This window comes from Campylobacter sp. US55 (assembly GCF_004378955.1).
Classification (GTDB): Bacteria; Campylobacterota; Campylobacteria; order Campylobacterales; family Campylobacteraceae; genus Campylobacter_D; species Campylobacter_D jejuni.
The window spans coordinates 44,730-69,759 of the sequence record NZ_RYYF01000009.1 but is presented as its reverse complement, the minus strand read 5'-3'; the positions used below and the strand labels follow the sequence as shown (position 1 = coordinate 69,759).

Annotated in this window: 22 protein-coding genes, 1 other RNA gene and 1 pseudogene; 9 read left to right on the top strand and 15 right to left on the bottom strand. The window is 30.9% G+C overall.

Features of this window, described 5'->3' with window-relative positions; genetic code table 11:
* The first annotated feature begins 5 nt into the window (after positions 1-5).
* A complete protein-coding gene (locus tag ELQ07_RS07035) occupies positions 6-1,355 on the top strand; it encodes a DUF2130 domain-containing protein (protein WP_134224928.1) in 1,350 nt (449 codons plus the stop codon).
* 23 nt (positions 1,356-1,378) lie between these two features.
* Here ELQ07_RS07035 and ELQ07_RS07030 read toward each other — a convergent pair whose 3' ends face one another.
* From ELQ07_RS07030 to typA, 3 genes are all read right to left on the bottom strand, one after another.
* A complete protein-coding gene (locus ELQ07_RS07030; protein WP_002860887.1) occupies positions 1,379-2,422 on the bottom strand; it encodes a c-type cytochrome in 1,044 nt (347 codons plus the stop codon).
* Between the two features lie 177 nt (positions 2,423-2,599).
* Positions 2,600-3,247 (bottom strand): hypothetical protein, encoded by a 648-nt coding sequence (locus tag ELQ07_RS07025; RefSeq protein ID WP_057100388.1) that lies wholly within the window; start codon positions 3,245-3,247, stop codon positions 2,600-2,602.
* Positions 3,247-5,055 (bottom strand): translational GTPase TypA, encoded by a 1,809-nt coding sequence (typA, locus tag ELQ07_RS07020; protein WP_002860889.1) that lies wholly within the window; start codon positions 5,053-5,055, stop codon positions 3,247-3,249. The genes ELQ07_RS07025 and typA overlap by 1 nt, the downstream gene beginning before the upstream one ends.
* A 134-nt stretch (positions 5,056-5,189) precedes the next feature.
* Here typA and ELQ07_RS07015 point away from each other — a divergent pair, with 134 nt between their 5' ends.
* Genes ELQ07_RS07015 through ELQ07_RS07000 form a run of 4 tightly spaced genes read left to right on the top strand, consistent with a single transcriptional unit; the run spans position 5,190 to position 9,994 of the window.
* Positions 5,190-5,513: a hypothetical protein gene (locus ELQ07_RS07015; protein WP_002868349.1), complete on the top strand. Its 324-nt coding sequence runs from the start codon at positions 5,190-5,192 to the stop codon at positions 5,511-5,513.
* A 15-nt stretch (positions 5,514-5,528) separates the two neighbouring features.
* Positions 5,529-7,424, top strand: coding sequence for a flagellar hook-length control protein FliK (locus ELQ07_RS07010; protein WP_134224927.1), 1,896 nt, complete (start codon positions 5,529-5,531; stop codon positions 7,422-7,424).
* Between the two features lie 53 nt (positions 7,425-7,477).
* Positions 7,478-8,353, top strand: coding sequence for a flagellar basal body rod modification protein (locus ELQ07_RS07005; RefSeq protein WP_002933283.1), 876 nt, complete (start codon positions 7,478-7,480; stop codon positions 8,351-8,353).
* 3 nt (positions 8,354-8,356) lie between these two features.
* Complete coding sequence (locus ELQ07_RS07000; RefSeq protein ID WP_070283796.1) at positions 8,357-9,994, top strand: flagellar hook protein FlgE; 1,638 nt, start codon at positions 8,357-8,359, stop codon at positions 9,992-9,994.
* A 3-nt stretch (positions 9,995-9,997) separates the two neighbouring features.
* On the opposite strand, the gene ELQ07_RS06995 is transcribed toward ELQ07_RS07000, so the two are convergent.
* Entirely contained in the window at positions 9,998-11,869 is a 1,872-nt protein-coding gene (locus ELQ07_RS06995; RefSeq protein ID WP_134224933.1) for a flagellar assembly protein A, read from the bottom strand.
* Positions 11,870-11,871: 2 nt separating this feature from the next.
* Complete coding sequence (locus tag ELQ07_RS06990) at positions 11,872-12,549, bottom strand: bacteriohemerythrin (protein WP_134224926.1); 678 nt, start codon at positions 12,547-12,549, stop codon at positions 11,872-11,874.
* Positions 12,550-12,739: 190 nt separating this feature from the next.
* Between ELQ07_RS06990 and ffs the strand changes: the two genes are divergently transcribed.
* Positions 12,740-12,837, top strand: an RNA gene (ffs, locus tag ELQ07_RS06985) — signal recognition particle sRNA small type.
* Between the two features lie 190 nt (positions 12,838-13,027).
* Positions 13,028-14,837 (top strand): annotated as a pseudogene (locus tag ELQ07_RS06980) (DASS family sodium-coupled anion symporter).
* A gap of 27 nt (positions 14,838-14,864) precedes the next feature.
* Here the strand turns inward: ELQ07_RS06980 and mnmA are convergent.
* The 10 genes from mnmA to aroQ all read right to left on the bottom strand — a co-directional run bounded on the left by mnmA (position 14,865) and on the right by aroQ (position 22,798).
* Positions 14,865-15,881 carry a tRNA 2-thiouridine(34) synthase MnmA gene (gene mnmA, locus ELQ07_RS06975; protein WP_052785501.1) on the bottom strand — a complete coding sequence of 339 codons (1,017 nt, stop codon included), beginning with the start codon at positions 15,879-15,881 and terminating at the stop codon, positions 14,865-14,867.
* Positions 15,881-16,486, bottom strand: coding sequence for a TIGR00730 family Rossman fold protein (locus ELQ07_RS06970; protein WP_052785502.1), 606 nt, complete (start codon positions 16,484-16,486; stop codon positions 15,881-15,883). Before ELQ07_RS06970 ends, mnmA begins: the two co-directional genes overlap by 1 nt.
* A gap of 67 nt (positions 16,487-16,553) precedes the next feature.
* Positions 16,554-17,396, bottom strand: a complete 843-nt coding sequence (gene fliY / locus ELQ07_RS06965) for a flagellar motor switch protein FliY (protein WP_052799639.1) — start codon at positions 17,394-17,396, stop codon at positions 16,554-16,556.
* The gene (gene fliM / locus ELQ07_RS06960; protein WP_002851710.1) at positions 17,393-18,472 is read right to left on the bottom strand and encodes a flagellar motor switch protein FliM; all 1,080 of its coding nucleotides are present in this window, start codon (positions 18,470-18,472) and stop codon (positions 17,393-17,395) included. The genes fliY and fliM overlap by 4 nt, the downstream gene beginning before the upstream one ends.
* Positions 18,472-19,164, bottom strand: coding sequence for an RNA polymerase sigma factor FliA (locus ELQ07_RS06955; RefSeq protein WP_002883199.1), 693 nt, complete (start codon positions 19,162-19,164; stop codon positions 18,472-18,474). The genes fliM and ELQ07_RS06955 overlap by 1 nt, the downstream gene beginning before the upstream one ends.
* Complete coding sequence (locus tag ELQ07_RS06950; protein ID WP_002854547.1) at positions 19,145-19,501, bottom strand: hypothetical protein; 357 nt, start codon at positions 19,499-19,501, stop codon at positions 19,145-19,147. The genes ELQ07_RS06955 and ELQ07_RS06950 overlap by 20 nt, the downstream gene beginning before the upstream one ends.
* Before the next feature lie 18 nt (positions 19,502-19,519).
* Complete coding sequence (flhG, locus tag ELQ07_RS06945; RefSeq protein ID WP_002854691.1) at positions 19,520-20,386, bottom strand: flagella biosynthesis ATPase FlhG; 867 nt, start codon at positions 20,384-20,386, stop codon at positions 19,520-19,522.
* On the bottom strand, positions 20,379-21,833 hold the full coding sequence (gene flhF / locus ELQ07_RS06940) for a flagellar biosynthesis protein FlhF (RefSeq protein ID WP_070316442.1): 1,455 nt from the start codon (positions 21,831-21,833) through the stop codon (positions 20,379-20,381). Before flhF ends, flhG begins: the two co-directional genes overlap by 8 nt.
* A gap of 9 nt (positions 21,834-21,842) precedes the next feature.
* Entirely contained in the window at positions 21,843-22,316 is a 474-nt protein-coding gene (gene folK, locus ELQ07_RS06935) for a 2-amino-4-hydroxy-6-hydroxymethyldihydropteridine diphosphokinase (protein ID WP_134224925.1), read from the bottom strand.
* Between the two features lie 2 nt (positions 22,317-22,318).
* Positions 22,319-22,798: a type II 3-dehydroquinate dehydratase gene (gene aroQ / locus ELQ07_RS06930; protein WP_134224924.1), complete on the bottom strand. Its 480-nt coding sequence runs from the start codon at positions 22,796-22,798 to the stop codon at positions 22,319-22,321.
* A gap of 91 nt (positions 22,799-22,889) precedes the next feature.
* Here aroQ and ELQ07_RS06925 point away from each other — a divergent pair, with 91 nt between their 5' ends.
* Together ELQ07_RS06925 and sppA are read left to right on the top strand one after the other, a co-directional pair.
* Positions 22,890-24,119 (top strand): metal-dependent hydrolase, encoded by a 1,230-nt coding sequence (locus tag ELQ07_RS06925; protein WP_134224923.1) that lies wholly within the window; start codon positions 22,890-22,892, stop codon positions 24,117-24,119.
* Positions 24,107-25,003: a signal peptide peptidase SppA gene (gene sppA / locus ELQ07_RS06920; RefSeq protein WP_134224922.1), complete on the top strand. Its 897-nt coding sequence runs from the start codon at positions 24,107-24,109 to the stop codon at positions 25,001-25,003. The genes ELQ07_RS06925 and sppA overlap by 13 nt, the downstream gene beginning before the upstream one ends.
* Positions 25,004-25,030: the final 27 nt, after the last annotated feature.

Here is a 25,030-nt window from a genome sequence, read left to right as displayed (position 1 = left end):
ATTTTATGCAAAATTTAAACCAAAATGAACAAATCAAATGCCCAAGTTGTGGAAGTTTTATCGATATCAGCACTGCTTTATATGCTCAAATTTTAGATAAAGCTAAGCAAGAAATGCTAAAACAAAAAAAAGAATTTGATGATGAGGTAAATGCCAAAAGAGCTGAATACACCAAAGCTTTAAATGATTTAAAAACTCAAAAGATAGAACAAGAAAAACTCATAAGCGAGCAAGTAAGCCAAAAGCTTCTTTTAGAAAAGCAAAAATTTGAACAAGAACTTCTCATGCAAAAGCAAAATTTCCAAAAAGAATTTAGCGAGAAATTTAACAAAGAGCATGAAAATGAAATGAAAATCATGCAAGAAGAACTCGAGAAAAAAAGCAAAGAGCTTAGCGAGTTTTTAAGCATAAAGGCTGAAAATGAAAGGCTAAAAAGAGAGCAAAAAGAAAATGAAGAAAGATTGAAATTTCAAGCCAAAGAAGAGGCTTTTAAAGAATTTAAAGAACAAGAAAGCAAAAATTTGGAATTTGAAAGAGAAAAAATGCGTCTTGAATTTCAAAAAAGTACTCAAGAGCAAGATCTTAAATACAAAGAACTAGAAACGAATTTTAAAAGCGTAGCCCAAAAGCTAGAAGACGCACAACGCAGGATAGAACAAGGCTCACAGCAACTCCAAGGCGAAGCAGCTGAACTACTCATAGAAGAATACATACAAAGTGAGTATTTAAGTGATGAAGTAAAAGAAGTGCCAAAGGGCGTAAATGGAGCTGATTGTCTGCATATAGTAAAGGATAATTTTGGAAATATTTGCGGAAGTATTTTATATGAAAGCAAACGCACTAAAGAATTTAATAAAGAATGGCTTGATAAACTTAAACTAGACAGTATAGCCGCAAAAAGTGATATAGCGGTTTTGATCACAAAAACTATGCCAAAAGATAAAGAAAAAACGCATTTTAAAGAAGGAATTTTGATCTGTACTTTTAATGAATTCAAAGGTGTTTTAGCAGTGCTTAGAGAAAGCATTATAAACGCTTACAAACTCAAAAATGCCTTGCAAAACAAAGATGAAAAAAATCACATTTTATACGAATACTTAAATTCTAAGGAATTTAACACGCAAATCACTTTTATACTCAAAACTTACCAAAATATGAAAGAAGAGTTAGAAGCTGAAAAAAGGGCTTTACAAAATATATGGAAAAAAAGAGAAAGAGCTATAGAAAATCTAAGTTTTAATTCCACTGCCATAGTGAGTTCTTTAAACGCGATATTTAGCGACTTACAAGGTGGAAATTTGATAGGCGAAGAAGGGATTAAAAGTCTTGAAAATTTAGCAAAAGATGAGGATTAATTTTGGGCTAAGCCCAAAATTAATCATTCTCCTGGGAAGTGATTTGGATTTTTCCAAGGTCCGTATTTTACTTTTATGTATTCTTTAGGGTCTAAATTTTGTTGCGGTGAGGCAAAATACTCAGGTTTTAATGATGGGGATTTGCTATAAGCTGTATCAAGTCCTGCACGATTTTCTGTAGTGGTTATAGGCATTCTTACAAAACCTGTATTGACATAAGCTGCTATATCTAGTGCATCTTCATCGCTTAATATAGGATTATCTGCACTCGCACCAAAAGGCATGGCTGATTTTAAAAATCTTGCTAAAAATGGTATCATAGCCATGTGTCCACCATCAGGATAGATAAGTAAAGATGGATATAAATGTCCGCTACCTTGTTCGTAATTATCATTTTTTACCCCAAGTCCTCTTTCGCCATGACAAGCAACGCAATTTTCTTCAAAGAGTTTTTTTCCACGCACAGGGTCAGCTGGGCGATTTGGAAAATTCATCTTAGCAAAAAAATCTCCTTCAAGCTTTACGCCGTCTTTGATGCCATAAGCTTCTTTTAGCCACTTAAAATAAGCTAAAATTGCTTTCATTTCTTTAGAATCATTAGGAAATCTATGAGAGTCAGTTCCACCCATTCCGCGAATTCTATCTTCAACAGAGATGATTTTCATCGTTTCTATGTCAAGTCTTGGATAATTGTTTAGGACATTTAAAAATGGAATAACATATTTTTTTGTCCCTGGTAAACCATTGCCGTCATTGTCCATGTGACAGGAAATACAGTTTACTTCGTTGCTTGTCTTTTTTAGCTTGCTATAGGGTCCTAGAGTACTTTCTGTCTTGCTTAAAAGCTCTATGCCATAACGGATTAAATCCCCTTGCTTACCTTTTGGAACATCATTGATGCTTAAATTTTTATTTGGCCATTCTTGCACAGGTCTTTTGGAAAGTTCCTTAAAATACTCTACTCCTTCCTTGTCGCTTAATTCTTCTCCTACTTTGTAATCACTCACGCTTTTAGCACTAAGACTCAAACTAAGACATAAACCAAGCAATAAAATGTGTTTTTTCATGATTTTCCTCCTTTTTATTTGCAGTTCAAATTGATTTTAGTGTATTTTTTCTTAAATATTAAGCATAATAAGAATAATTTAAATAAAATTAAATTTTAAAGTGTTACTAAAAGTAATATATTTTTAAAGTATATAATTAATATTTATTAAAATTTTATAATATTAACTTTATGTTAATTATTTAAATAGTTTGTTTTTTATAGAGTTTAGATTTTCTTCTAAATTTTTGAAATTGTTTTCTAAATCTTTTTTTATATCTATAAAGAAAGGATTGCTTAAAGTAGCGATAAGATAATGATTTTCTTTAGAAAAGATATGATTTAAAGTGAAATTTTTATCTTTAAGTTTGATATAAATTTGGTCTTTGTTTTCAAAGCTAGGATTTTTGTTTGCACTTAAAATTTCGAGTAAAATTCCGCAAAAAAAGCGTTTGTTTTCGTCCAAAAACTGAATATCATAAATTTTAAAATCCTTAAATTCAAAGCAGTTTTGACTTTTAAATTCTTTCAAATCCTTTGTAAGCCCTAGTTTTAAAAAGTCTTTTTGGCTTAAACTTTGCTTTTTAAATTTCGCCCCAAAACGACGCAAAAACAAATTTAAAGCATCAATTTGTAATTCTTTTTGTGCGAGTTTTAGTTTTTTGGCTGTAAAACGAAAGAAAAAAACACCTACAAAAACAGCTAAAATCACTGCGATTAAGGCATCTCTTATAAAAACAAAGGCTAAAAAACCTACAAGTAGGGCTTCGATAATGCTTAGGAATTTTAAGATTCCTAAGCGTTTAAGTATATAAAGTCTATTATTTTCTAAGCTTTTTAAATCCATTAAGATTTTGCTTTTTCCATTCTTTTTCTTTGAGTTGGATCAAGATAGCGTTTGCGAACACGCACATTTATAGGCGTAACTTCTACAAGTTCATCTTCTTCTATCCACTCTAAAGCTCTTTCAAGGCTTAATTTTCTAGGTGGCACAAGCTTGATTGCATCATCGCTTCCACTCGCTCTTACATTGGTAAGATTCTTTCCTTTGATAGGATTAACATCTAAATCATTTGGACGAGAGTGCTCACCTATAATCATACCAGTATAAACTTTAGTTTGAGGCTCTATGAAAAGCACTCCACGCTCTTGAAGGTTAAACAAGGAATACCCTAAAGCCACGCCATTTTCCATAGAAATTAAAGCTCCATTATTACGCTTTTCAACCGCACCGCTAAAAGGACGGAATTCTAAAAAGCTATGATTCATCACACCTTCGCCTTTAGTATCGGTTAAAAATTGGCTTCTAAAACCTATAAGTCCGCGTGCTGGAATTTCAAACTCAAGTCTTGTTTGTCCATCGCCTGTTGGTGCCATAGTTTTCATTTCAGCTTTTCTTTTGCCAAGTTTTTCTATTACCGCACCGCTAAATTCCTCAGGCACATCGATAACTAAATGTTCAAAAGGTTCTGTTTTAACCCCATCTTCAACCTTTACGATAACTTCAGGTCTTCCCATGCAAAACTCAAAACCTTCACGACGCATATTTTCAGCTAAAATAGTGATTTGAAGTTCACCCCTACCGCTTACTTTAAATTTGCCTTCGCCTGTGCTTTCGTATTTCATAGCGATATTAGTTTTCATTTCAGCTTCTAAGCGTTCAGCGATTTTATTTGAAGTTACATGTTTTCCTTCAGTTCCTGCTAATGGGCCATCATTTACAGAAAATACTATACTTAAAGTCGGCTCTTCAATGTGTAAAGGATCAAGTGGCATAGGATTGTTTGGATCTACAACGCTATCACCTACATCTAAAGCTTCAAAACCTGCTATAGCTACGATATCTCCACTTCCTGCTTCTTCAATATCCATTTTTTCTAAGCCCATAAAGCCAATGAGTTTTGAAATTCTACCATTTACTTTGGTGCCATCAGCTTTTGCAAGCATTACGCTTTGGTTTTTCTTCACAACCCCATTGAAAATTCTAGCAATGCCTATTTTACCTACGAAATTATCATATCCTAAAGTGAAAACTTGAAGTTGTAAAGGATTATCATTTGTGCCACTTGGTGCTGGAACGCGTTCAAGTATGGTTTTAAAAAGTGGCTCCATATTATCACTTTCATCGTTTAGATCAAGCTTAGCATAACCATTTTTTGCTGCAGCATAAACTATGGCAAAGTCAAGTTGCTCATCGTTTGCATCTAGGGCTACAAAAAGATCAAAAATTTCATTGATCACTCTTTCAGGATCAGCAGCTGGTTTGTCGATTTTGTTGATTACAACTATAGGTTTAAGCCCTAAAGATAAAGCTTTTTTAACCACGAATTTAGTTTGTGGCATAACGCCTTCTTGAGCATCTACTAAAAGCAAAACTCCATCAATCATTTTTAAAACGCGTTCTACTTCTCCGCCAAAATCAGCATGCCCTGGAGTATCTATGATGTTGATTTTTGTACCTTTGTAATTGATTGCTGTATTTTTTGAAAGTATGGTAATGCCGCGTTCTTTTTCTATATCGTTGCTATCCATAACGCGTTCTGAAATTTGTTCTCTTTCGCTAAAGGTGCCTGATTGTTTTAACAATTCATCTACCATAGTGGTTTTACCATGGTCAACGTGAGCTATAACTGCTATATTTCTAATATTTTCCAAATTTTCTTCTCCAAAGCTAAATTTTTAAAAGCTTAGATTATACAAAAATTTAACTTAAACTACAAAGTATCAAAACTTGGAACACTTCTTGCTTCAAAAACTTATGAAATTAAAATTTTAAAAAGGAAGTTAAAATGTCAAAACCATTAAATGAAGAGATTTTTGTTGAATTTAAAAGTGATTTAGCTGAGAGAAAAAATGAAGTTTTGCTTCAAGTTTTAGAACTTTTAGAAACTTTTAGATCAGATAAAAACGAAAAAATGGCAAGAATTTCAAGTGAGCTTACAGAAATTTTAGAAAATGAAGAAAATTTAGAAAAAATTTTAAATGCTAAAAATTTAGAAGAGCTTTTAAATATCTTAACTGCTTTAAATGAAGACAAGATGATTAAAGTATATGAAGATTCTTATTTGAAAGAAAAATTTCCTAATGTAATGGTAGATAAATTTTTAAAATAATTTTTTGAAGGAAAAGTGATGTCAAATTTAGCTCCGCAAAATGATGTTTTAAATCTTACGCCGAGTAAAACTTCTACTACTAGCAGTTCTTTTAGTAAAACTAGTAAAAATAAAGAACATGAAAGTAGTGATAGTAAAAATTCAACTCAAGATGATACAGAGAGTTTTTTAAATTCTTTGCTCAATTCTATCGATGAAACTAATGAATTTTTACCTGATCATATGAAGATCAGTCAAAAAGAAGTTGTTAATGAAGCGATGAACAGACTTCAAAAAGGAGCTTTTGATGAGAGTGATAAGATAAGCATTTTCGAATCTGCTTCTTTTATGCAAATTCTTTCTTTATTGGATAAGCTAAAAACAGATACAGCAGATGTTAAACTGGCAAATCTTTCTACTCAACTTTCAAGTCTTATTAAAACAGAGGCTAATTTTAATGCTTTAAAAGGCGCATCAAATCTTAGTGAGCTTTTGGACATAGCTAAAGATTTGGGTTTAAATGTAAAAAATATTAAAGTAGATCGTCTTCTTGATCTTAAAGCAACTTTTCCAAATTTAGATAAGGCTGATTTTTTTAAGGGTGCTGTGGATAATGTTTTTAAAGAAATCATCAATAATAAAATTTCCAATGTGAGTAAAAATTTAAATCACAATTTACAAAATACAACTCATACTACAAGCACTCATTCTACGCAAAAAATAAATTCTAAAGATAGCGGTTCTTTGCTTTCTCAAACTTTAAAAAATTTAGACTCCATACTTTCATCCAAAGAAAGCAAACACGAAAAAAATGATAAAGTTAAATCAAAAATAGAAGAAGATGTCACAGATGCTAAAAATACTTTAAAAAATATCAAAAATGATGAGTTTACAAAAAATTTAACAGAAGAGTTAAATATAAAAGATAAAAAAAACCAAGATAATTTAAATAAAGATAACAATCTTAAAGATTTGATTAAAGATAGTACAAAACAAGATAAAAATTTAAACAAAGAGTTAAAAGACAATGCAAGCACTCAGGAGCTTACAAATCTTAAAGATTTTAATAAAGAAAACAAAGATTTTAATAAAGAGTTAAATAAAAATCAAGAAAAAAACAATTTAAATCAAGAGAATATACAAGATCAGAATAAAAATTTAAAGAACAATAATCAAAATTTAAATCTTGATAAAAATTTAAATAAAGAAATTGTCAAAGATGCTCAGAATTTAGTTTCAAATTTAACACAAAAAGATTTTAGTTTAAATAAGGAGCCTAAAAACAACAACAAAGAAAATAAAGATATAAAACAGAATTTCTTTGATCAAAAATTAAATTTTGAAAATTTAAATAAAACTCAAGTAGTTCAAAACAAAGAGAATAATGCAAATTTTAATAACAATACCAATAAAGAAACTTTTACTCAAGAGCAAACAAAAACGCACAGTGAAAATGTAGATAAAAATAGTTTAGATGAGTTAAATTCTTTAGTCAAAGACTTAAATAAAGTAACACAAAACAATGCTCGCAATATCACTCCTAAAGAGACTTTGCAACATTTTTCACAAGATTTAAAAGAGGCTGTGGATCAATATAAAGCGCCTATTACTAAACTTAGCATCACTTTAAATCCTAATAATCTTGGAGAAGTGGAGGTAACTTTGATACAAAGAGGCAATAACCTTCATATCAATTTCAACTCCAATACCAATGCAATGAATTTATTTATTCAAAATCAAGCCGAGTTTAAAAATTCTCTTGTAAATATGGGATTTACTGGACTTGAAATGAATTTTAGCGATCAAGGTAAAAGAGAGCAAAATCAAAATCAAGGAAAAAATCGTAGTGGATATGGTTTTAAAGATGCTTTAGATGGAAAAAATGAAAGTGAAAAAGTCAATCTAGAGCTTGTTTTAGCGAAGTATTTCTAAGTTGGAACACTTATTGCTTAAATAATAAAAAACTAAATAAAAAGGAGTTTATAATGATATCATCATCGGATTGGAATTTAAATACTGCCGCTACAACTTCAGGTACTACTTCTTCAGGAAGTACTAGTGGAACAACTGGAACAGATTCAAGCAGTAGCTCAGGAATAGTGAGCAATCCAAATGCTACCTTAGATAAAGATGCATTTTTAAAACTTCTTTTGATTGAGCTTCAACATCAAGATCCAACCGATCCTATGGATAGTGATAAAATGCTTACACAAACCTCACAGCTTAGTGCACTTGAAATGCAGCAAAATACCAATACAACTATGCAAAAAATGGTTGAAACTATGGAAAAACTTTCCAATTCTTTTAGCACGAGCATGAGTACTGCAGCAGTGGGAGCTATAGGAAAAATGGCTACGGTAAATGAAAACAAAGTCAAATTAACAGGCGCAGATGAGGTTATTGCACTAAAAATGTATTTGCCTGAAGATTCGGATGATAAAGGAATCACCTTAGAGGTTTATGATAAAAATAATAAGTTGGTATTTAGTGAAAAAAGTAATGAGGGAAAAGAAGTATCAAAAGGTTTATTTACATTAGAGTGGCCTGGTAGAAATAATGATGGTGTTTATGCTGGGGATGGAGAGTATAGTGTTAAAGTGGTTTATAATAATAAAAACGGGGAAAAGATCACTGCAAATTATGGAACTTATCCTATAGAGGGTATTAAATTTGTTGATGGGGTTGCTTATGCAAAAATGGGTGGTCAATATGTAAGTTTTGATGATATTGGTGAAATTAGTGATTATAAACTTGGTTCATCTTCAACTTCCGTTGGAGATAGTTCAGGTGGAGACTCAAGTGATGGAGATTCTTCTAATTCTGGATCCACAGAAGAAGGCGACAAAGAGGAAAAGGCATAAGCCATGATGAATTCATTTTATAATGGAATTTCTGGAGTTAAAACAAATAGTTTTGGTATTGATATTTATGCAAATAATATAGCTAATGTTAATACTACAGGTTTTAAGTATTCTGATGCTCAATTTAAAGATATTTTTTATAGCACCATAACTACTCAATCAACTAATCCTGCTCAAGGTGGATATGGCTCAGGATCAGCTTCTTCTAATGTGGTTTTTGAACAAGGTTCTCTTGTGGCAAGCGATAGCGAATTTGATGTGGCTTTACAAGGAAAAGGATTTTTTGGGGTTTTGGGGGCGGATGGTAATGCTTACTATACTAGAAATGGATCGTTTAAAAGAGATGCAAATGGATATTTGGTAGATTCTTATGGAAATTTTGTTTTAGGAACAATGAACCCTGCTTTTACCGGTATCAACTATAGCGATAGGGTTGCGGGGCTTATGGGGGATTATCTTAACACAGGAACTCCGGTAAATAATGGTTTTACCGTAAATTCAAATAATTCTTTCAGTATAGGCACAACTGCTTCTCAAGGGGCTATTAAAGTACCTGTGAATATGTATTTACCTCCTCAAGTAACTCAAAATGTAAAATGGAGTGGAAGTTTAAATACTAACACAACAACAGAAGTGGTCAAAGTGGATCTTGATCCTGGTAAATTTAACATTACAAAAACCGAAGATGGAAAATATGTAGTTAGCGGTAGTGTTAGCAAAGAAGATGTGTTTAGTGCTAAAGTGGGTGATAGGATCATTTTAAATTTCACTGACGATAATGGCGTAAAAAAAAGCTTTGAAGCAACTTTAGATGAAAATCTTAATTTTAAAAGCAATGAGCTTGATTTAAAGGGTTTGGATGAAAATAGCATCAAGCTTGATACAGCTCAAATTTCAACAGAACAACAAAAAGCCAATAAAGATATTTTAGAATCCCCTATTTATAATGCAGATGGAAGTAAAAGTACTTTAAGGGTTACGCTTGAAAGGGTTTTGCCGCAAGAAGGCGATAATATACAATATAAAGCCATTGCCCAAATTTATGATTCTAATGGCAATGCTGTAGGCAATCCAACTGAAGGAAATATGGTTTTTGATAAAAATGGTGCTTTGCTTCAAAATAATATTACAAGCATTGCAAACCCAAATGGCGGAACAATTAATATTGATTTAGGCTCTCCTTATGATGCTAATAAACCTGGTTCGGGTTATAGTGGGATTTATATTAAAGAAGGCGTTGAAAAAAATGTAGTTACACAGCAAGATGGTGTAGCCGAAGGATTTTTTAAACAATATGATATATCTGATGATGGAAGTATTGTAGCGCAATTTAGCAATGGTAAAAATGCTATAGTTGGAAAGCTTGCTTTATATAATTTTATCAATGAGCAAGGATTGGCTGCTATGGGCGATAATATCTTTGCTGCAACAGCTAATAGTGGTGATGCAAGTTTTATTATGAAAAATGGACAGATTGTTAATACAGCTAAATTTAAAGGTGGTTTTTTAGAGCAATCTAATGTTGATTTAAGTGTAGAGCTTTCAAATCTTATAGTAACTCAAAAAGCCTTTGATGCAAGCTCAAAAAGCATTACCACAAGCGATCAAATGATACAAAAGGCTATTAATATGAAAAGATAATTTTTAGGAATTATCTTTTTCTAGTTTTTCAAAAATAATTTTAATTTCTTCTATATCGCTTTCGCTATAATCATGACTTGATTTAATATAGCTTGCTTGTTGCCCTTTTTCAAGGTATAAAACTTTTTCATAATCTTTTAAATTTATTTGATGCTTTAGTTCAAGCTCAGTGTTTGTTTTAGGATAAAATTTTAAAAAATTATCCTCTCCAATATTTTCGGCTTTTATGTATATTTTTACATTATAAACCATTTCATCTAAAAAATTTAGCTTTGCGTCAATATGATATTTTAATTTTATAAGTTTTTTATACAAGACGCTAAGATGATTATATTTTTTTATGATATCACGATAAAGATTTGAAAATTTCATATCTATAGCATTAAGTTTTTCAGTTTTTTGAAGTTTGATAATCTTGATTTGATTTTTGATTAGATAATCATAGTAATTTTGCATTTGACTTATGATATTATCAAGTTTACTCTTTGTTTTAAGGCTTAAATTTGTAAGATTTTCAGTTTCTGAGTTTGATTTATTGTTAATAAAATCTAGTGGAGAAATTACAATATTATTTTTAAATTTTATATTATTTGTTATGATTAGATTTTTTTTGGGATATAAGATATTATCTGCTAATAAATTGCAAATATAAATATTTTCTGCTTCTATTTTTCCACCCATGCAGTTTTCAACAAATACATTTTTGGCTATAACTATCCCGTTTTCTAAATTTTTTATATACACAGTATCAGCTTGCAAAGTTCCTTTGTGTGTTGTAATAAAAATATCTTGTGCAAAAATTTCGCTTTTTGCATGAGTTAGGCCTTTGATGCTGATATTTCTTCCATAAAGTTTTGTCGCTCCAATGCTTCCGTTTACTTTTATGTCTGAAGCTTGAACATTTACAATGCCTGATTTAACAGCATCATCATTTATATCAAAATTAGCGATTTCTAAGTTTATATTTTCATCAGTATTTGTTTTGATTGAACCGGTTGTTTTAAGTCCTACTTGTGATAATTTTAAATTATTTGTAACACTATATCCTGATCGGTCTTTATTTAAAAATCCATAATTTGCACTAAAATATTTAATTCTATCTTCTAGTTCTTCTGTATAAATGCTTTCATCTTTTATGATAAAAGGATTATCAAAAAAAGCTATTGGGTTTAAATGAAGGATTTCTCCTCTTAAATTTCTACCTTCTTTTCCAAGAATTCTATAAATGTATTCAAAAAGTAGCTCATTTTTTTCAATAGGTTTACAGTAGCTTCCTTCATCATAGCTAATATTTTCGTCAAAACATTCTTCGTTAACATCTCTATGATAAATAATTTCATCGCTTTTATGTTCAATCTTATCTACACCTTTGGCAATTTCAAGCTCTATTTCTTTAATAGATGGATTTTTTTGTATTGATAAGATAAAATCATCAATCTTGTCAAATAAATTTTTATCAAGTCTTAAGATTAAAAATTTTTGCTTGATCATTACTTTATAAATATTTTGTAAAATGTCAAATTTTAAATTTGGATAGTATTTAAAATTATCCAAAAAATTAATATTGACCTTAAGATAAGTTAAACTAGGATTAGATTTAAGCTTAACCACGAAACAGTTTTTTTGTGTTTTTGGATAAATTTCTATAAGAAATTTTTGCACCATGGTATTGTAATTTTTTACAAAAAAATCATCCGCATAAAATAAGTCAAAATCCTTTCTTTCATAAGTTTTTGTTTTTGCTGGTTTTATATTAGAACACAGAAGTTTAAAATCTATAATTCTAAAATCAAGAATTTGATCTGTGCTGGCTTGTTCATATTTTAAACTTTCAAAAGGATTGAAAGTTTCTAAAGTTTTTATTTCATAGCTCATCATTACACTCCTATGTTTTCGAGGATATGATTTAACATTTCATAATTTTGATTTAAATCAATATGATCTAAATGCACTAAAATTTGTCCACATTTTTCACATTTTAAAGTATTTTCTTTGCTAACAAGTTCTTCGTGTATGGTTTGTGGAACTGCATGAGTACGCAAATAACAGTTGCAAATATAATCATAGGTTTTTTCAGTCTTTAAATCTTGCCTAATTGATTTTAATTTTATGTATTGCTCTAGATTATAATGAATCTCTTGAAGATGTAGAGCTTTTTTTGTGAAGTTAGCTATCCATAAATCTTCAATAGCAAAATGATCTAAAATCCAATCTTTGGTTAATATGGAAAGTTCTTGAGACATTTTTACAATATTATCTGAATGCTCTAAAAGTTCTTTAGTCTTTTTTAATAATATTTGATGAGATTTTCTATGTTCTTCAATCAAAGGAAAATCAATGCTTTCCATAAATTTTTCTTCATCTTTGAAATGAATTTTTACATATTGGAATAACTTTGTAAGAATTTGTTTTAAATCATTTTTGTGTTGCACATCATTATCTTGAATTTTTAAAGCTAAATCGTTTGCAATTTCAGCAATTTCAAAAATTAGTTCGTGTTGTTTATCTAATTGTATGTTTTTAATGCTAAAATCTTTACTCCATTTGATTTCCATGATTTTTCCTTAAAAATTTATATAATATATCTATATAATCGTATTTCCTTGAAAAAAACAATAATTTTGCAAATTAAATTTAAAAATTTATATAAAATATAGCCAATTTGTTACATATTTATACATTTTTATATTTAGTTTTTATAGCTCAACACTTTTTAAGTATATTATGATATAATTTCTTTGCCTTTTCTTAGACCTGTGCAATGCTATTTTTAAGCACCGCTTCAGGGTGGGAACACAGCAGAGCACTTGATTTTAGTGTGTGCCGCAGTTATCTGGGGAAGGGTTTTATTCATTTAAAATTCCCTATTTATTTTTCAATTAGACTAGCTTCTTTATAACATAAAAAATTATGTATGTTTGTAACAATAAATTAAAAATTTATTTAAAAATTATAATTTTAAGATTTATTAAAATATTAGTTAATTAGAATTTAAGCATTGTAAATTACATTACCAATATCAAAGGATAAACAATGGATAGAAAGAAAATTCCCTTGTTGGTGCTGCGTATTTTAATTGCAGCTGTGTTTTGGCTTATACCTACTCTTGTTAGTTTGCAAGATAATTCTTGGCATTTTCTTGGGCTTTTTATTGCTGTGATTATGGCAGTGATTTTACAAGTAATGCCTTTGGGGGCTGTTTGTATGATAGCTATTGCCATAATAGCTCTTAGCGGCATTACCACTACCCAAAGTTCTGTGCGTGCTACGCATATAAAAACTCTTGAGGGAATTGTTTTAAGAGATAATTCTAATATCTATAAAACAACTATGGATGAGGCAGTTGAAGCCGCTACTTTGCAGGCTTTAATCAATGCTAATATAAGTAGAAATTTAAAAGCAAAAGTTGATGAAATTTTAAAATCAAGCACAGATGTAAATTATCAAATTGAAAATCTAAGTAAAAATTTACACCAAAGCTACTTCAAAAACTTCTACGCAACAACTTATTGATGAGACTAAAATTTTAGCTTTAAATACTTTAGCACTTGATTTTTTATCTCAAAAGAGTATAGATGAAAAGGTAAATACTGCTATATCAAATTTAAAATCTAAAACGGGTATAAAAGACGCTTTAAGTGGTTTTTCAAATTCTCTTATTTGGCTTATAGTTATTTCTATTATCGTGGCTCGTGGAGTTATTAAAACAGGACTTGGAGAGCGTTTAGCTTATCATTTTATCAGTATTTTTGGTAAAAAAACCTTAGGTATTGCTTATTCTATAGCTTTTTGTGAAACCATTTTAGCTCCAGTTACTCCTTCAAATACTGCAAGAGCAGGGGCTATCATAAATCCTATAGTTCAAGCTATTGCAAGAAGTTTTAAATCCACTCCTGAAGATGGAACACAAAATAAAATAGGCACTTATCTTTCTTTGGTAAATTATCAAGCTAATCCTATTTCATCAGCTATGTTTATTACAGCTACAGCTCCAAATCCTTTGGTGGTTGATCTTATAGTACAAGCTACAAATTTAGAAGTGCATTTAACTTGGGGGCAATGGGCTTTAGGGATGTTTTTACCTGGTATAGCTGCTATGCTTTTGATGCCTTTGGTGCTTTATTTTCTCTCTCCGCCAGAAATTAAATCCACGCCTAATGCTTCCACTTTTGCTAAAGACAAATTAAAAGAGCTTGGAAAAATGAAAAATAGTGAAAAAATCATGCTCAGTGTTTTTGTCTTGCTTTTGCTTTTATGGGCTGGGACTTTTGGTTTGCTTTTTGGAATTTCTCTTGATGCGACTAGCGTGGCTTTGCTTGGGTTGTCTTTGGTGTTGATTAGTGGAGTTTTAACTTTTGGGGAAGTTTTGGCTGAAAAAGCTGCTTGGAATACTTTAGTATGGTTTTCAGCTCTTGTAATGATGGCAACTTTACTTGGCAAACTTGGTGTTACACAGTTTTTAGCTGAAGCTTTAGGTGAATTTGCTTCTGCTATGGGACTTGGGGAAATTTCTATTATGATATTTTTAAGCCTTGCTTTTTTATATACACACTATTTCTTTGCTTCTACTACAGCTCATATATCAGCAATGTTTTTTGTTTTTTATAGTGCAGGGCTTGCTTTAGGAGCACCACCACTTCTTTATGCTTTTATTATGATAGCTTCAGGTAATGTTATGATGGCATTAACTCACTATGCAACAGGAACAGCTCCTGTTATTTTTGGAACAGGCTATGTAACTCTTAAAAAATGGTGGAGTATAGGTTTTGTGATTTCCATAGTTGATATAGTAGTGATGATAGCTATTGGGCTTTTTTGGTGGAAAATTTTAGGATTTTATTAATAATTTCTAGGAAGTAATTCCTAGAAATTATTCTATAAAACCGCTTGCTATGACTTTATCAATATCATAAAAGACTGCCATTTGTCCGCTAGCAAGTCCATAAACAGGATCTTTTAGAGTGATTTTTGCGCTTTTATCTTCATAAATTTCTACCTTACAAGGTGTAGATTTTGAACGATAGCGGATTTTTACTTCGCAATCAAGCTCTTTAGCATCTATAAAAAGATTGATATTTTTTAGCTTAAATTCACTGATTTTAAGTTCTTCTTTGGTTCCTACGATGATTTGATTTTGCTTAGGATTGATTTTTAAAACAAAATGTGGTTCATGTGCCCCACGCACTTCAAAACCCCTTCTTTTGCCTATGGTATAGTGCATATAGCCCTCATGTTTGCCCACCACTTTTCCGCTACTATCTAATACTTCTCCAGGAATTTTTGTATCCATAAACTGATCTAAAACTTGCACATAAGTATCTTCAACAAAGCAAATTTCAGAACTTTCCTTTTGAGTGGCAAAAGATTTTAAAACCTCTATAGTGGAAGCAAATTTTTTCACATCTTCTTTTTTCATTTCGCCTAGTGGAAAAATAAGATATTTTAAAGCTTCTTTATCTGCACTAGCCAAAAAATAGCTTTGATCCTTGCTTTCATCTACTGCGGTTTTTATTAAGTTGTTTTCAAGTCTTGCATAATGCCCTGTGGCAAGTTTTTCACAACCTAAACTTTTAGCAAATTCCAAAAGTTTTCCAAGTTTGATAAAGCGGTTGCATAAAGCGCAAGGATTTGGTGTTTTACCCTCTTTATAAGTATCCACAAAAGGCATATAAACTTTGTTTTTAAAATCTTCTTGTAAGTCTAAAATATGATAAGGAATTTGTAAAAAATTTGCAACTTTTTCTACTTTTTTGATATTTTCTTCGTGGTAATTTGGTTTGCCATGAAGCTTCATATAACAACCTATAACTTCATGACCTAAATTTTTAAGTTTATAAGCAGTGACTGTACTATCAACTCCACCGCTCATAGCGACTAGAATTTTCATTAAATTTCCTTTAAAGTATTAATTATAAAATCCAAGTCGTCAGTGATCTTATACTTTAACTCATCTCCTTTAGAAATCACTTCAAGTTTGAGTAAAGAATTTCTGACGAACTCATCAAAACCTCGCCAAAATTCACTCCCAAACAAAATAATAGGAACATCTTTTTTAAATTCTAATTGTTTTAATGTAAGAATTTCACACAATTCATCAAGTGTTCCAAAGCCGCCTGGGAAGATCACAAAAGCTAGACTCTTTTCAATAAGAGCCATTTTGCGTATGGCTAAGCTCTCAAAAGTAATATTATATTCTACAAAATCATTAAGTTTTTGCTCGTGAGGTAAAAATATATTAAACCCTACAGAACTTATTGAATTTGTATTATTTTTTTGTGAAAAAGCGCCTTCGTTGGCTGCGCGCATAATGCCTCCACCACCACCACTTATCACACAAAAACCATTTTGAGCACATTTTTGTGCCAAAATTTTAGCCTGCTGATAATAAAAATTATCTTCTTTAAGTCTTGCTGAACCAAAAAAAGTAACAGCCTTTTCTAGCTCGGGTATATTTTCAAATTTTTCAACATCTTTTATGATTTTTGTATCCATCAAATACCTTTTTGGCAAAACTATAAAAAATGATTATAGCTAATTTTTTTAAATTTATAGAGTAATTTTATCTTAATTGCTCTAATCTTTCTTTTTTAGATCCGATTTCTGTAATTTGAACGCCAAAATTACCATCGACAATTACTACTTCGCCATAAGCAATTCTTTTATCTCCGATTAAAATTTCAAGCGGATCGTTTGCAAGTTGATTAAGCTCCACAACTGAACCTATATCCATAGTTAAAACATCTTTTAAAAGCATTTTTTTATTGCCTATACGCACACGCACAGGCAAACGAACATCCATGATAAGATTGATATTTTTAAGTTCTTCGCTAAGCATTATTGCTTTTTCTTCAGCGTTGTGATTAGAATCAGTGCTTGTATTTCCTGTTTCAGCAGGTTTTCCGCTTAGGATGTTGTGAAGTGTTTGATCCATGGCTAAAGAAACTTGTTCTTCTAAATCACCTATTTTTACATCATATAAAAATAATTTTTTAAAATCTTTAAAATCTACGCTTTCAGGCACAAATTCACAAGATTCTATACTAAAATCCATTTTTGGAATGTCTTTTTGAGCTCCTAAAGTTGTAGAAAACGCTGAAACGATATTTTGGATGGCTTCTTTAGCTGCATCCATTTCATCAGGACCTAGTTTATCGTTTTTGGTGATCTCTTCTTCGCCCATCATCCATTCACCAATAGCACTCATTAAAACAGCACCGGCTAAAATTCCTATTTTTCCACCATTTGCTATATCAAATATAGCATACACTAAAGGTGCTTTTAAAGTATCACTTGCATTGACATCAAATTCTTTATATTCGCTAAATTCAGCACTTTTTCCTGTTAAACCTTCAATGGTGCTGATGCATTCATTTGTAAACATTTTTAAAAAATCATTGATCATATTTCTTCATCCTCCTCTTCAGGCTCATCATAAACACTAGCTTTAGCTTTACGTTCTTCTTCGTATTTTTCCAAAATTTCTTTGATTTCATCTTTATCTGTGCGTATGAGTTCTAAAATTTTAATAGATTTTCTAAAACGATGCAATCCAATTTGTGCCAAGAAAACATCTTTTTTATCGATGCTTACTATAGCTTTATCATCTGCTTCTCTATCAAGTCTTAAGATATCACCTTGTTTAAGTTCTAAAAATTCATGAACATTAATTAGAGTTTTTCCTAAAATTGCCTCATATACCACTTCAGCACGACCGATTAAAGTTTTAAGTTCTTTGTTGCGTGATTTTTTGGCTGAGGTTTCACCCATCATAATGTCGCGGTTTGCCAAACGGCTTAATATACTTTCTAAATGCACTACAGGATAGCAGATATTTACCATACCGCTTGAATTTCCTATGATGATTTCCATTACTACCATGATAACAATCTCATTTTGAGATACGATTTGCACAACATTTGGACTTGATTCTTTAGCTTCTATACTAGGATAAATTTCAGTTACGGTAGCCCAGCTTTCTTTAAGTCTTTGCATAATGATACGTAAAATAGAATCAAGCAAATTAAGCTCAATATCCGTAAGCTCACGCGAAGCTTCATAGCTATCGCCTTGACCACCTAAAAGCCTGTCTATCATAGGAAAAGCTATGCTTGGATTGATTTCTAAAACACAGTTTCCATCTAAAGGTTTGATAGAAAAAACGTTAAAACTTGTTGGGCTTGGCAAAGACATTAAAAACTCTCCATAAGTCATCTGATCGACTGAATGAAGTTTAGTTTCAACAATACTTCTCATCATTGATGAAATTTGAGAGGCTAAATTTCTTGCCAATTTATCATGTATGCCTTTAATCGTCCTAAGTTGTTCTTTTGAAACTCTGTTTGGACGCTTAAAATCGTATACAACGATATTTCTTTCATCTTTTTCATCTTTTGAATTTGAGGCTATGGGTGTGTCGGTGTTATCATCGACAACTTCAAGTAGAGCATCAATTTCTTCTTGGGAAAGTATCTCAGCCATTACACTAGCCTTTCTCTAAGTTTTTTAAGAAGTTTTTTGTGAATTTGTGAAATTCTGCTTTCACTGATTTGTAAAATTTCACTGATTTCTTTTAGGCTTAATTCTTCATAATAATAAAGCTGAATAATTAACTGATCGCGCTCTTTAAGATCATCTAGCACTTCGTGAATTTTTTCTAAAAGTTCTTCTTTTTCAATTTTTTCTAAAGTATTGTCTTCGTTATAAAGTTCGATTTGCTCATCGATGGGCAGGGTATAGCTAATAGCATGAGCTGTTCTTACCTCTTTGATTTTTTCTACATCTAAATCAAGTTTTTTGGCTAGATACTCATCATCAGGTTCGCATTCATTCTCAAGGAAATATTCATCCATGATTGCATCAATATCTTTAATAATTTTGCGATTATTGCGACTCATTACATCAAGACTTCTAAGATAATCAAGCATAGAGCCGTTAACTCTTTTTCTTGCAAAACCCCAGAAGTTATCATTTTGTTCTTTATCGTAACGGCGTGAAAGCTTTATCATTTCTTCAACGCCTATGCTAATAAGATCATTAACATCTATACTTGAAGGCAAGCGTTCTTTTAGTCTAAAAGCCATAGCGCGCAGAGCTGGCATGTAAGAAAGCACAAGCTCATCTTGCTCTTTCTTTAGCATTTGTGCATAAGCTTTAGGCGGCTCTTTTAGCATTTCTTCGTCTTTCTTTGGATTCATTTTTCTTTAGCTCTTCTCTTTCTTCATTGAGCTTTTCTAAAATTATATCCATTTTCTTTTCACGAATAACTAAATCGTTGATAATATTATTGCTAGTTTTTTCATAATCGTGTTTATTAAAGATTCTGCCACTAATTTTCTTTACATCTATAAAATTCATAATAGCAATATGAACAAAAACATAAAACATAAAAGTAATAAAACAAGTAAAAATCAGTATATCAAAGGCTTCATCTATACTAATAATGCTAAATGCAAGTCCTATAAAAAATCCACAAACAGTGAAAAATGCTACGTAATTTTCTGGCCTCATAATCTCTTCTCTTTATTGCTAAAATCTTTCAATAATTTTTCTAAAAAAACTTGAAAAACTACGATTTGAAACATTATCAAGCACTTTCCGTTCCAATCTATATAAAAGCTTGGAGGCTAGGGCTTTAAGCTCATCACTTGAGGCTGTGTTTTCATCGCTAAATAAAGTTCTTTTTTTAATACTACCACTTACATCTTTAGAAGCGCTTAAATGACCTAAGAATTCTAAATTTAAAGGATTTTTAATGTTTGCATCTGCAACTTTTTTAATATTTTCAAAAACTTTTAAAGCTTCATTTTCATTTTTTACAACATTAAAGAGCATTAGTAAATTTTCTTTTGTCTTAGAAGTTGTTTTTATGGTTGCATACGCATCGGTAATTGCTGCAGGATCAGGAACAGTTACTACTATAACTTCATCAGCCATTTCTAAAAAATTTAAAATATTTCCACCAATACCCGCACCTGTGTCGATAATAAGAAAATCAAGCTCATCTAAAATACTTGCTTGATTTAAAAATCTCTCGTAAATATTTTTATCATTATATTTTAAAATCTCATCTCCACTTTCGCCTGGGATGAGCCATAAATTTGGCTTAACTTCTATTAAAATATCTTCCAAGGAGCATTCTCCACGTAAAACATGCAAGAGATTTTTTTGTATGCGTACATTTAAAATGACATCCAAATTTGCCAAGCCAATATCAGCATCAAAAAGCCCAACTTTATAGCCATTATTTGCTAAAACATTGGCTAGATTTGCGCTAATCGTACTTTTTCCAACGCCACCTTTTCCACTTGTAATAGCTATAAAATGAGTGTTTTGGGATTTTTTGGTTCCATTTTGACTCATGAGATTGCGAAGTTTATTTGCTTGGTTATTCATTATTTTTTCCTTTATTAAACCCTTCTAAAATACAATGAACTAGAAAATCACTATTGGCTACTTCTAAATCATCTGGCACTTCTTGTCCTGTAGAGAAAAAGCTTAGAGGAATATTCGTTTCATAAATAAGAGAGAAGATATTTCCAAAAACCTTTGTTTCATCAAATTTAGTAATAATCAAAGTATCAATATTTAAGAATGAAAAATTTTTATAAATTTCCATTAAATCTTCATGTTTGGTGTTTGCAGAAACCACTAAATTTACATCAATTTCTGCATTTGAGTGCATTAAAAATTCTTTAGTTTTAGCAAGTTTGCTTTGATCGTATTGTGAATTTCCTATAGTATCAACTAAAATTACTTCGCAATTATTTAAGCTTTTTATCGCTTCATCTAAATCCTTTGGTTCTATGCTATCAATAATAGGAAGTTTCATCATTTTTGCATACTGAAAAAGTTGCTCAACCGCACCGATTCTATAGGTATCAAGCGTAATAATACCTGTTTTATAACGCTTATCTCCATAAGCATAGCGAAAAGCTAACTTAGCTAATGTTGTTGTTTTTCCGACTCCTGTTGGGCCTACTAGCATCATGATTTTTTGTTTTTTTATATCGCTTTCAACGCGACAAGGCAAGATATTTCTTAAAAGTGAGTGAAAATATCTTTGAACTGCATCTTTGTTGGTTTTCATAGCAGCTGGCATATTTTCTATAGTTGCTTTCATAATCGCTTCTAGATGATTTTCAAGCATTCCACTTTCTTTGGCTTGTTTATAAATACTTGCAAATTCAGGAGGTATCATAAGATTTTTTCTAGCTTCAGCTTTATCGTCCCACATCATATCTGCAAGAAGATCTATTTTATCGTTAAGCTTGTTGATTTGTTTTTCAAATTGCTTTTCAAAATTTTCTATTTTTTTATTATAATTTGGATTAGGGGTGTAATTTTCTAAAGGTGTGTTTGTGACTTTAGAAATTTCATTGCTAACTTCACTTAGTTTTTCTTTAAAATCATCAAAGCCTAGAGTCTTATTTTGATGAGGGTTGATTTTGTTTTGTGGAAAATCTTGATGGGTTTTTTTAGTTAAGCCATTGTTTTTTACAGTGTTTAAATGTGTATTTAAGCGAGTGTTTGAGAAATCCAAGACTACATCTTCATCTTCTTGAGGGATTTGAGATCTAATTTTTTCTTCTGCAAGAGAGGTAGAAGATGGTTTTGGCGAGCTTTTTTTTGCAGGTAAAGATTTTCCTTGTTTTTTTAAGTGTTCTTCATAGTCGCTTTCTTCTATGGCTACCATAACCTCATAAAGCGCACTGCGATTTAAGGTTTTAGGACGAATTTGTTTATTTGTTATAATTAAAGCTTTATCTCCGTAATCTTCTTTTACTTTGGGTATAATTTGTTCTGTATCTTCAACAGTAAAAGTATGTATAAGTTGTCCCATTTATATTCCTTATATCATGCCTAAAGGCAAAATTACACTCGCTCTTTCTTTAGCCCCTTTATGAGGCACCTCACACCACTTATCACGCTTGACTTTTTGTGAAAAGTATAAAAGATCTAAATCAAGCGTTCTAGGAGCGTTTTTGAAAGTTCTCTTGCGTTTAAATTTTACTTCATAATAAAGTAAAACTTTCAAAAGTGCTCGTGCATGCAAATTAGTTTGTATCAACATAACAGCATTGGTAAAATCTTTTTGCTCTTTAAAACCAAAGGCTTCATTTATCAACATAGGAGATGTGGATAAAATTTTAAATCTTTTATCATCCATCATTACTCGAAAAAGCATATCAAATCTTTTTTTTTCGGGCTCTATATTGCTTCCTAAGCCTATAAGAGCTAAATATTTAAAAGATCGTATATTTTGACTAAAAAAAGGAAAAAAACGACTTTTTTCAAAGTGTTTTACTCCTTGAATTTTTAGCATTATTATTTATTCGTTTGTTGTGCTTGTTGCATCGCGCGCAAATTTTTTATTTGTTCGCAAATTTGAATTATACCCATTAAAGCCAAGTGATAGCCAAAAGGACCAAAACCAACAATAGTTCCAGAACATACAGGTGCTATAAGACTTTTTTGACGAAATTCTTCTCTGCGATAAACATTGCTAATATGTACTTCAATTGTAGGTAAAGCTACTGCTGCAATAGCATCGCGAATAGCTACTGAAGTATGAGTATAGCCTGCTGCATTGATAATAATTCCATCAACTGTTCCAAGGCATTCTTGAATTTTATCTACGATTTCACCTTCAAAATTACTTTGGAAAAAGTCAAGTTCTACATTGTTTTGTGATGCTGCAATTTTCATTTGCTCATGAATTTCTTCCATTTTCATAGCACCATAAATTCCCACTTCTCTTACGCCAAGCATATTAACATTTGGGCCTTGGATAATCATTATTTTCATGGATTTAACCTTAAAAATTTATTTTTTAACCTTTTATTATAACATTTTAAAAATAAATTTTTGCTACAATGTAATTTTTGAAAGGAAAATCGTGTTTATAGCTGCTGCAAGATATCTTTTTTTATGCGATGAAGATTTTACAATACTAGAAAATCAAGCCTTTGTTTTTGAAGATAAAATTTTAGAATTGGGTGAATTGGATAATTTAAGAAAAAAATATCCCAAGGCTAAAATCATTAAAACACCTAAAAATTCGGTTATTTTACCTGCTTTTATAAATCCTCACACACACTTAGAATTTAGTGCAAATTCGACAACTTTGCATTTTGGAGAATTTTTAATTTGGCTTAAAAGTATTATAAATTCTCGCTCCATGCTAAATACACAGGCCAAAGAAGAATTAATACTTCAAAGCATTAAAAAAATGCAAAAAAGCGGTATAGGCACCATAGGTGAAATTTCAAGTTTTGGGAGTGATTTAGATCCTTGCTTAAAGGCTAGTCAAAAGGGTGTGCGTATAGTATTTTTTAATGAAATTTTGGGTACAAATGAAAATCAAGTTGAAGATAAAAAACAAGAATTTTTAAAAAGATTTGAAAATTCTTTGAAATTTAAAAATGATTTTTTTATCCCAGCAATTTCGATTCATTCCCCTTATTCAACTCATCCTAGTTTGGCTCATTTTGCTCTTGATTTAGCTAAAAAGCAAAATTTGCTAGTTAGTACGCATTTTTTAGAAAGTAAGGCTGAAAATATCTGGCTGAGAGAGTCTAAAGGGGGTTTTAAAAAATGGCTTGAAAATTTCACACTTCATCCTAAGCCTTTTTATACACCAAAGGATTTTGCTAAACTCTTTAAAGGAGTAAGGACTCTTTTTACGCATTGTGTTTATCTAAAAGAATATGAATGGTTAGATAAAAATTTACATTCTATCACACATTGTGCATTTTCAAATCGTCTTTTAAGTCAAAAAAGCTTAGATTTAAAAACGGCTTTAAAAAGTGGATTAAATATCCATTTAGGAACCGATGGACTTAGCTCAAATATTTCATTGTCCTTACTTGATGAAATGCGCGCGAATTTGCTTATACATAAGAATTTTGATTTATTGGAGTTAGCTTCTAAGCTTTTGCAAATGGCAACGCTTTATCCTGCAAGGGCTTTAAATTTAAATTTAGGAGAGCTTAAAAAAGGTAAAATTGCTGATTTTAGCGTATTTGAGCTAGGAGAATGTGATAAAAAGCAAGCTCCTTTGCAGTTTATTTTAAATGCTAAGGAAGTGGATAAATTATTTATAAAAGGAAAAGAATGCAAATTTTAAAATCATTTTTTAAGGCTTTAGGATGCGGTATAAAATTTATCAATACTTATTTTAAAACCTTTGTTTTATTGTTGATTGTTATATGGATTTTAATGCCTAGTGCAAATTCAAGCTCCAATCTTGCAAATTTAGAACGCATTGATTTAAAGGGTGAAATTTTTGACAGCTCTGCGGTTTTGGAAAAAATTATCAATGCTAAAAATGATAGCAATATTAAAGGAGTGCTTTTTGTTATAGACTCTCCTGGTGGAGCTTTTGCTCCTAGTATGGAACTAGCTCTAGCTATAAAGGATTTAAAAATTAAAAAGCCTGTGCTTGTCTATGCAAGCGGAACTATGGCAAGTGGAAGTTATTTAGCAGGAGTTGGAGCAAATAAAATTTTAGCCAATCCAGCAAGTTTTATAGGCTCTATCGGTGTGATTATGCAAGGAGCTGATTTAAGCGGATTGGCTAATAAACTCGGTATTAAAGAACAAACTATTCAAGCGGGTGAATTTAAAAGTGCTGGAACTTTTGCAAGAGCTTGGAATGAGAATGAAAGAAATTTTTTACAGGGTTTAATTGATCAAAGTTATGATCTTTTTACAGGTTTTGTTGCCAAGGAAAGAGCATTAGATCTTAATAAAAAAGATCAATGGGCAAATGCAAGAGTATTTTTAGCTGCCAAAGCTAAGGAGGTTGGTCTTATAGATGAGCTTAGTAATTATGAAAATGCTAAAAAGGAGCTTGAAAAACTTGCTAATGTTTCAAATCCTGCTTGGAAAGAAGAAGATAAGATTGATAAATTTCTTAATCGCCTAGAAGGACAAACATCAAGCTTGATAAGTAAAAGCTTAATCGAAATCGCTTATAAGACTAATAGCAGTTTTATAAACGCTAGATAAAATATATAAATATTTTTATTTAATTTT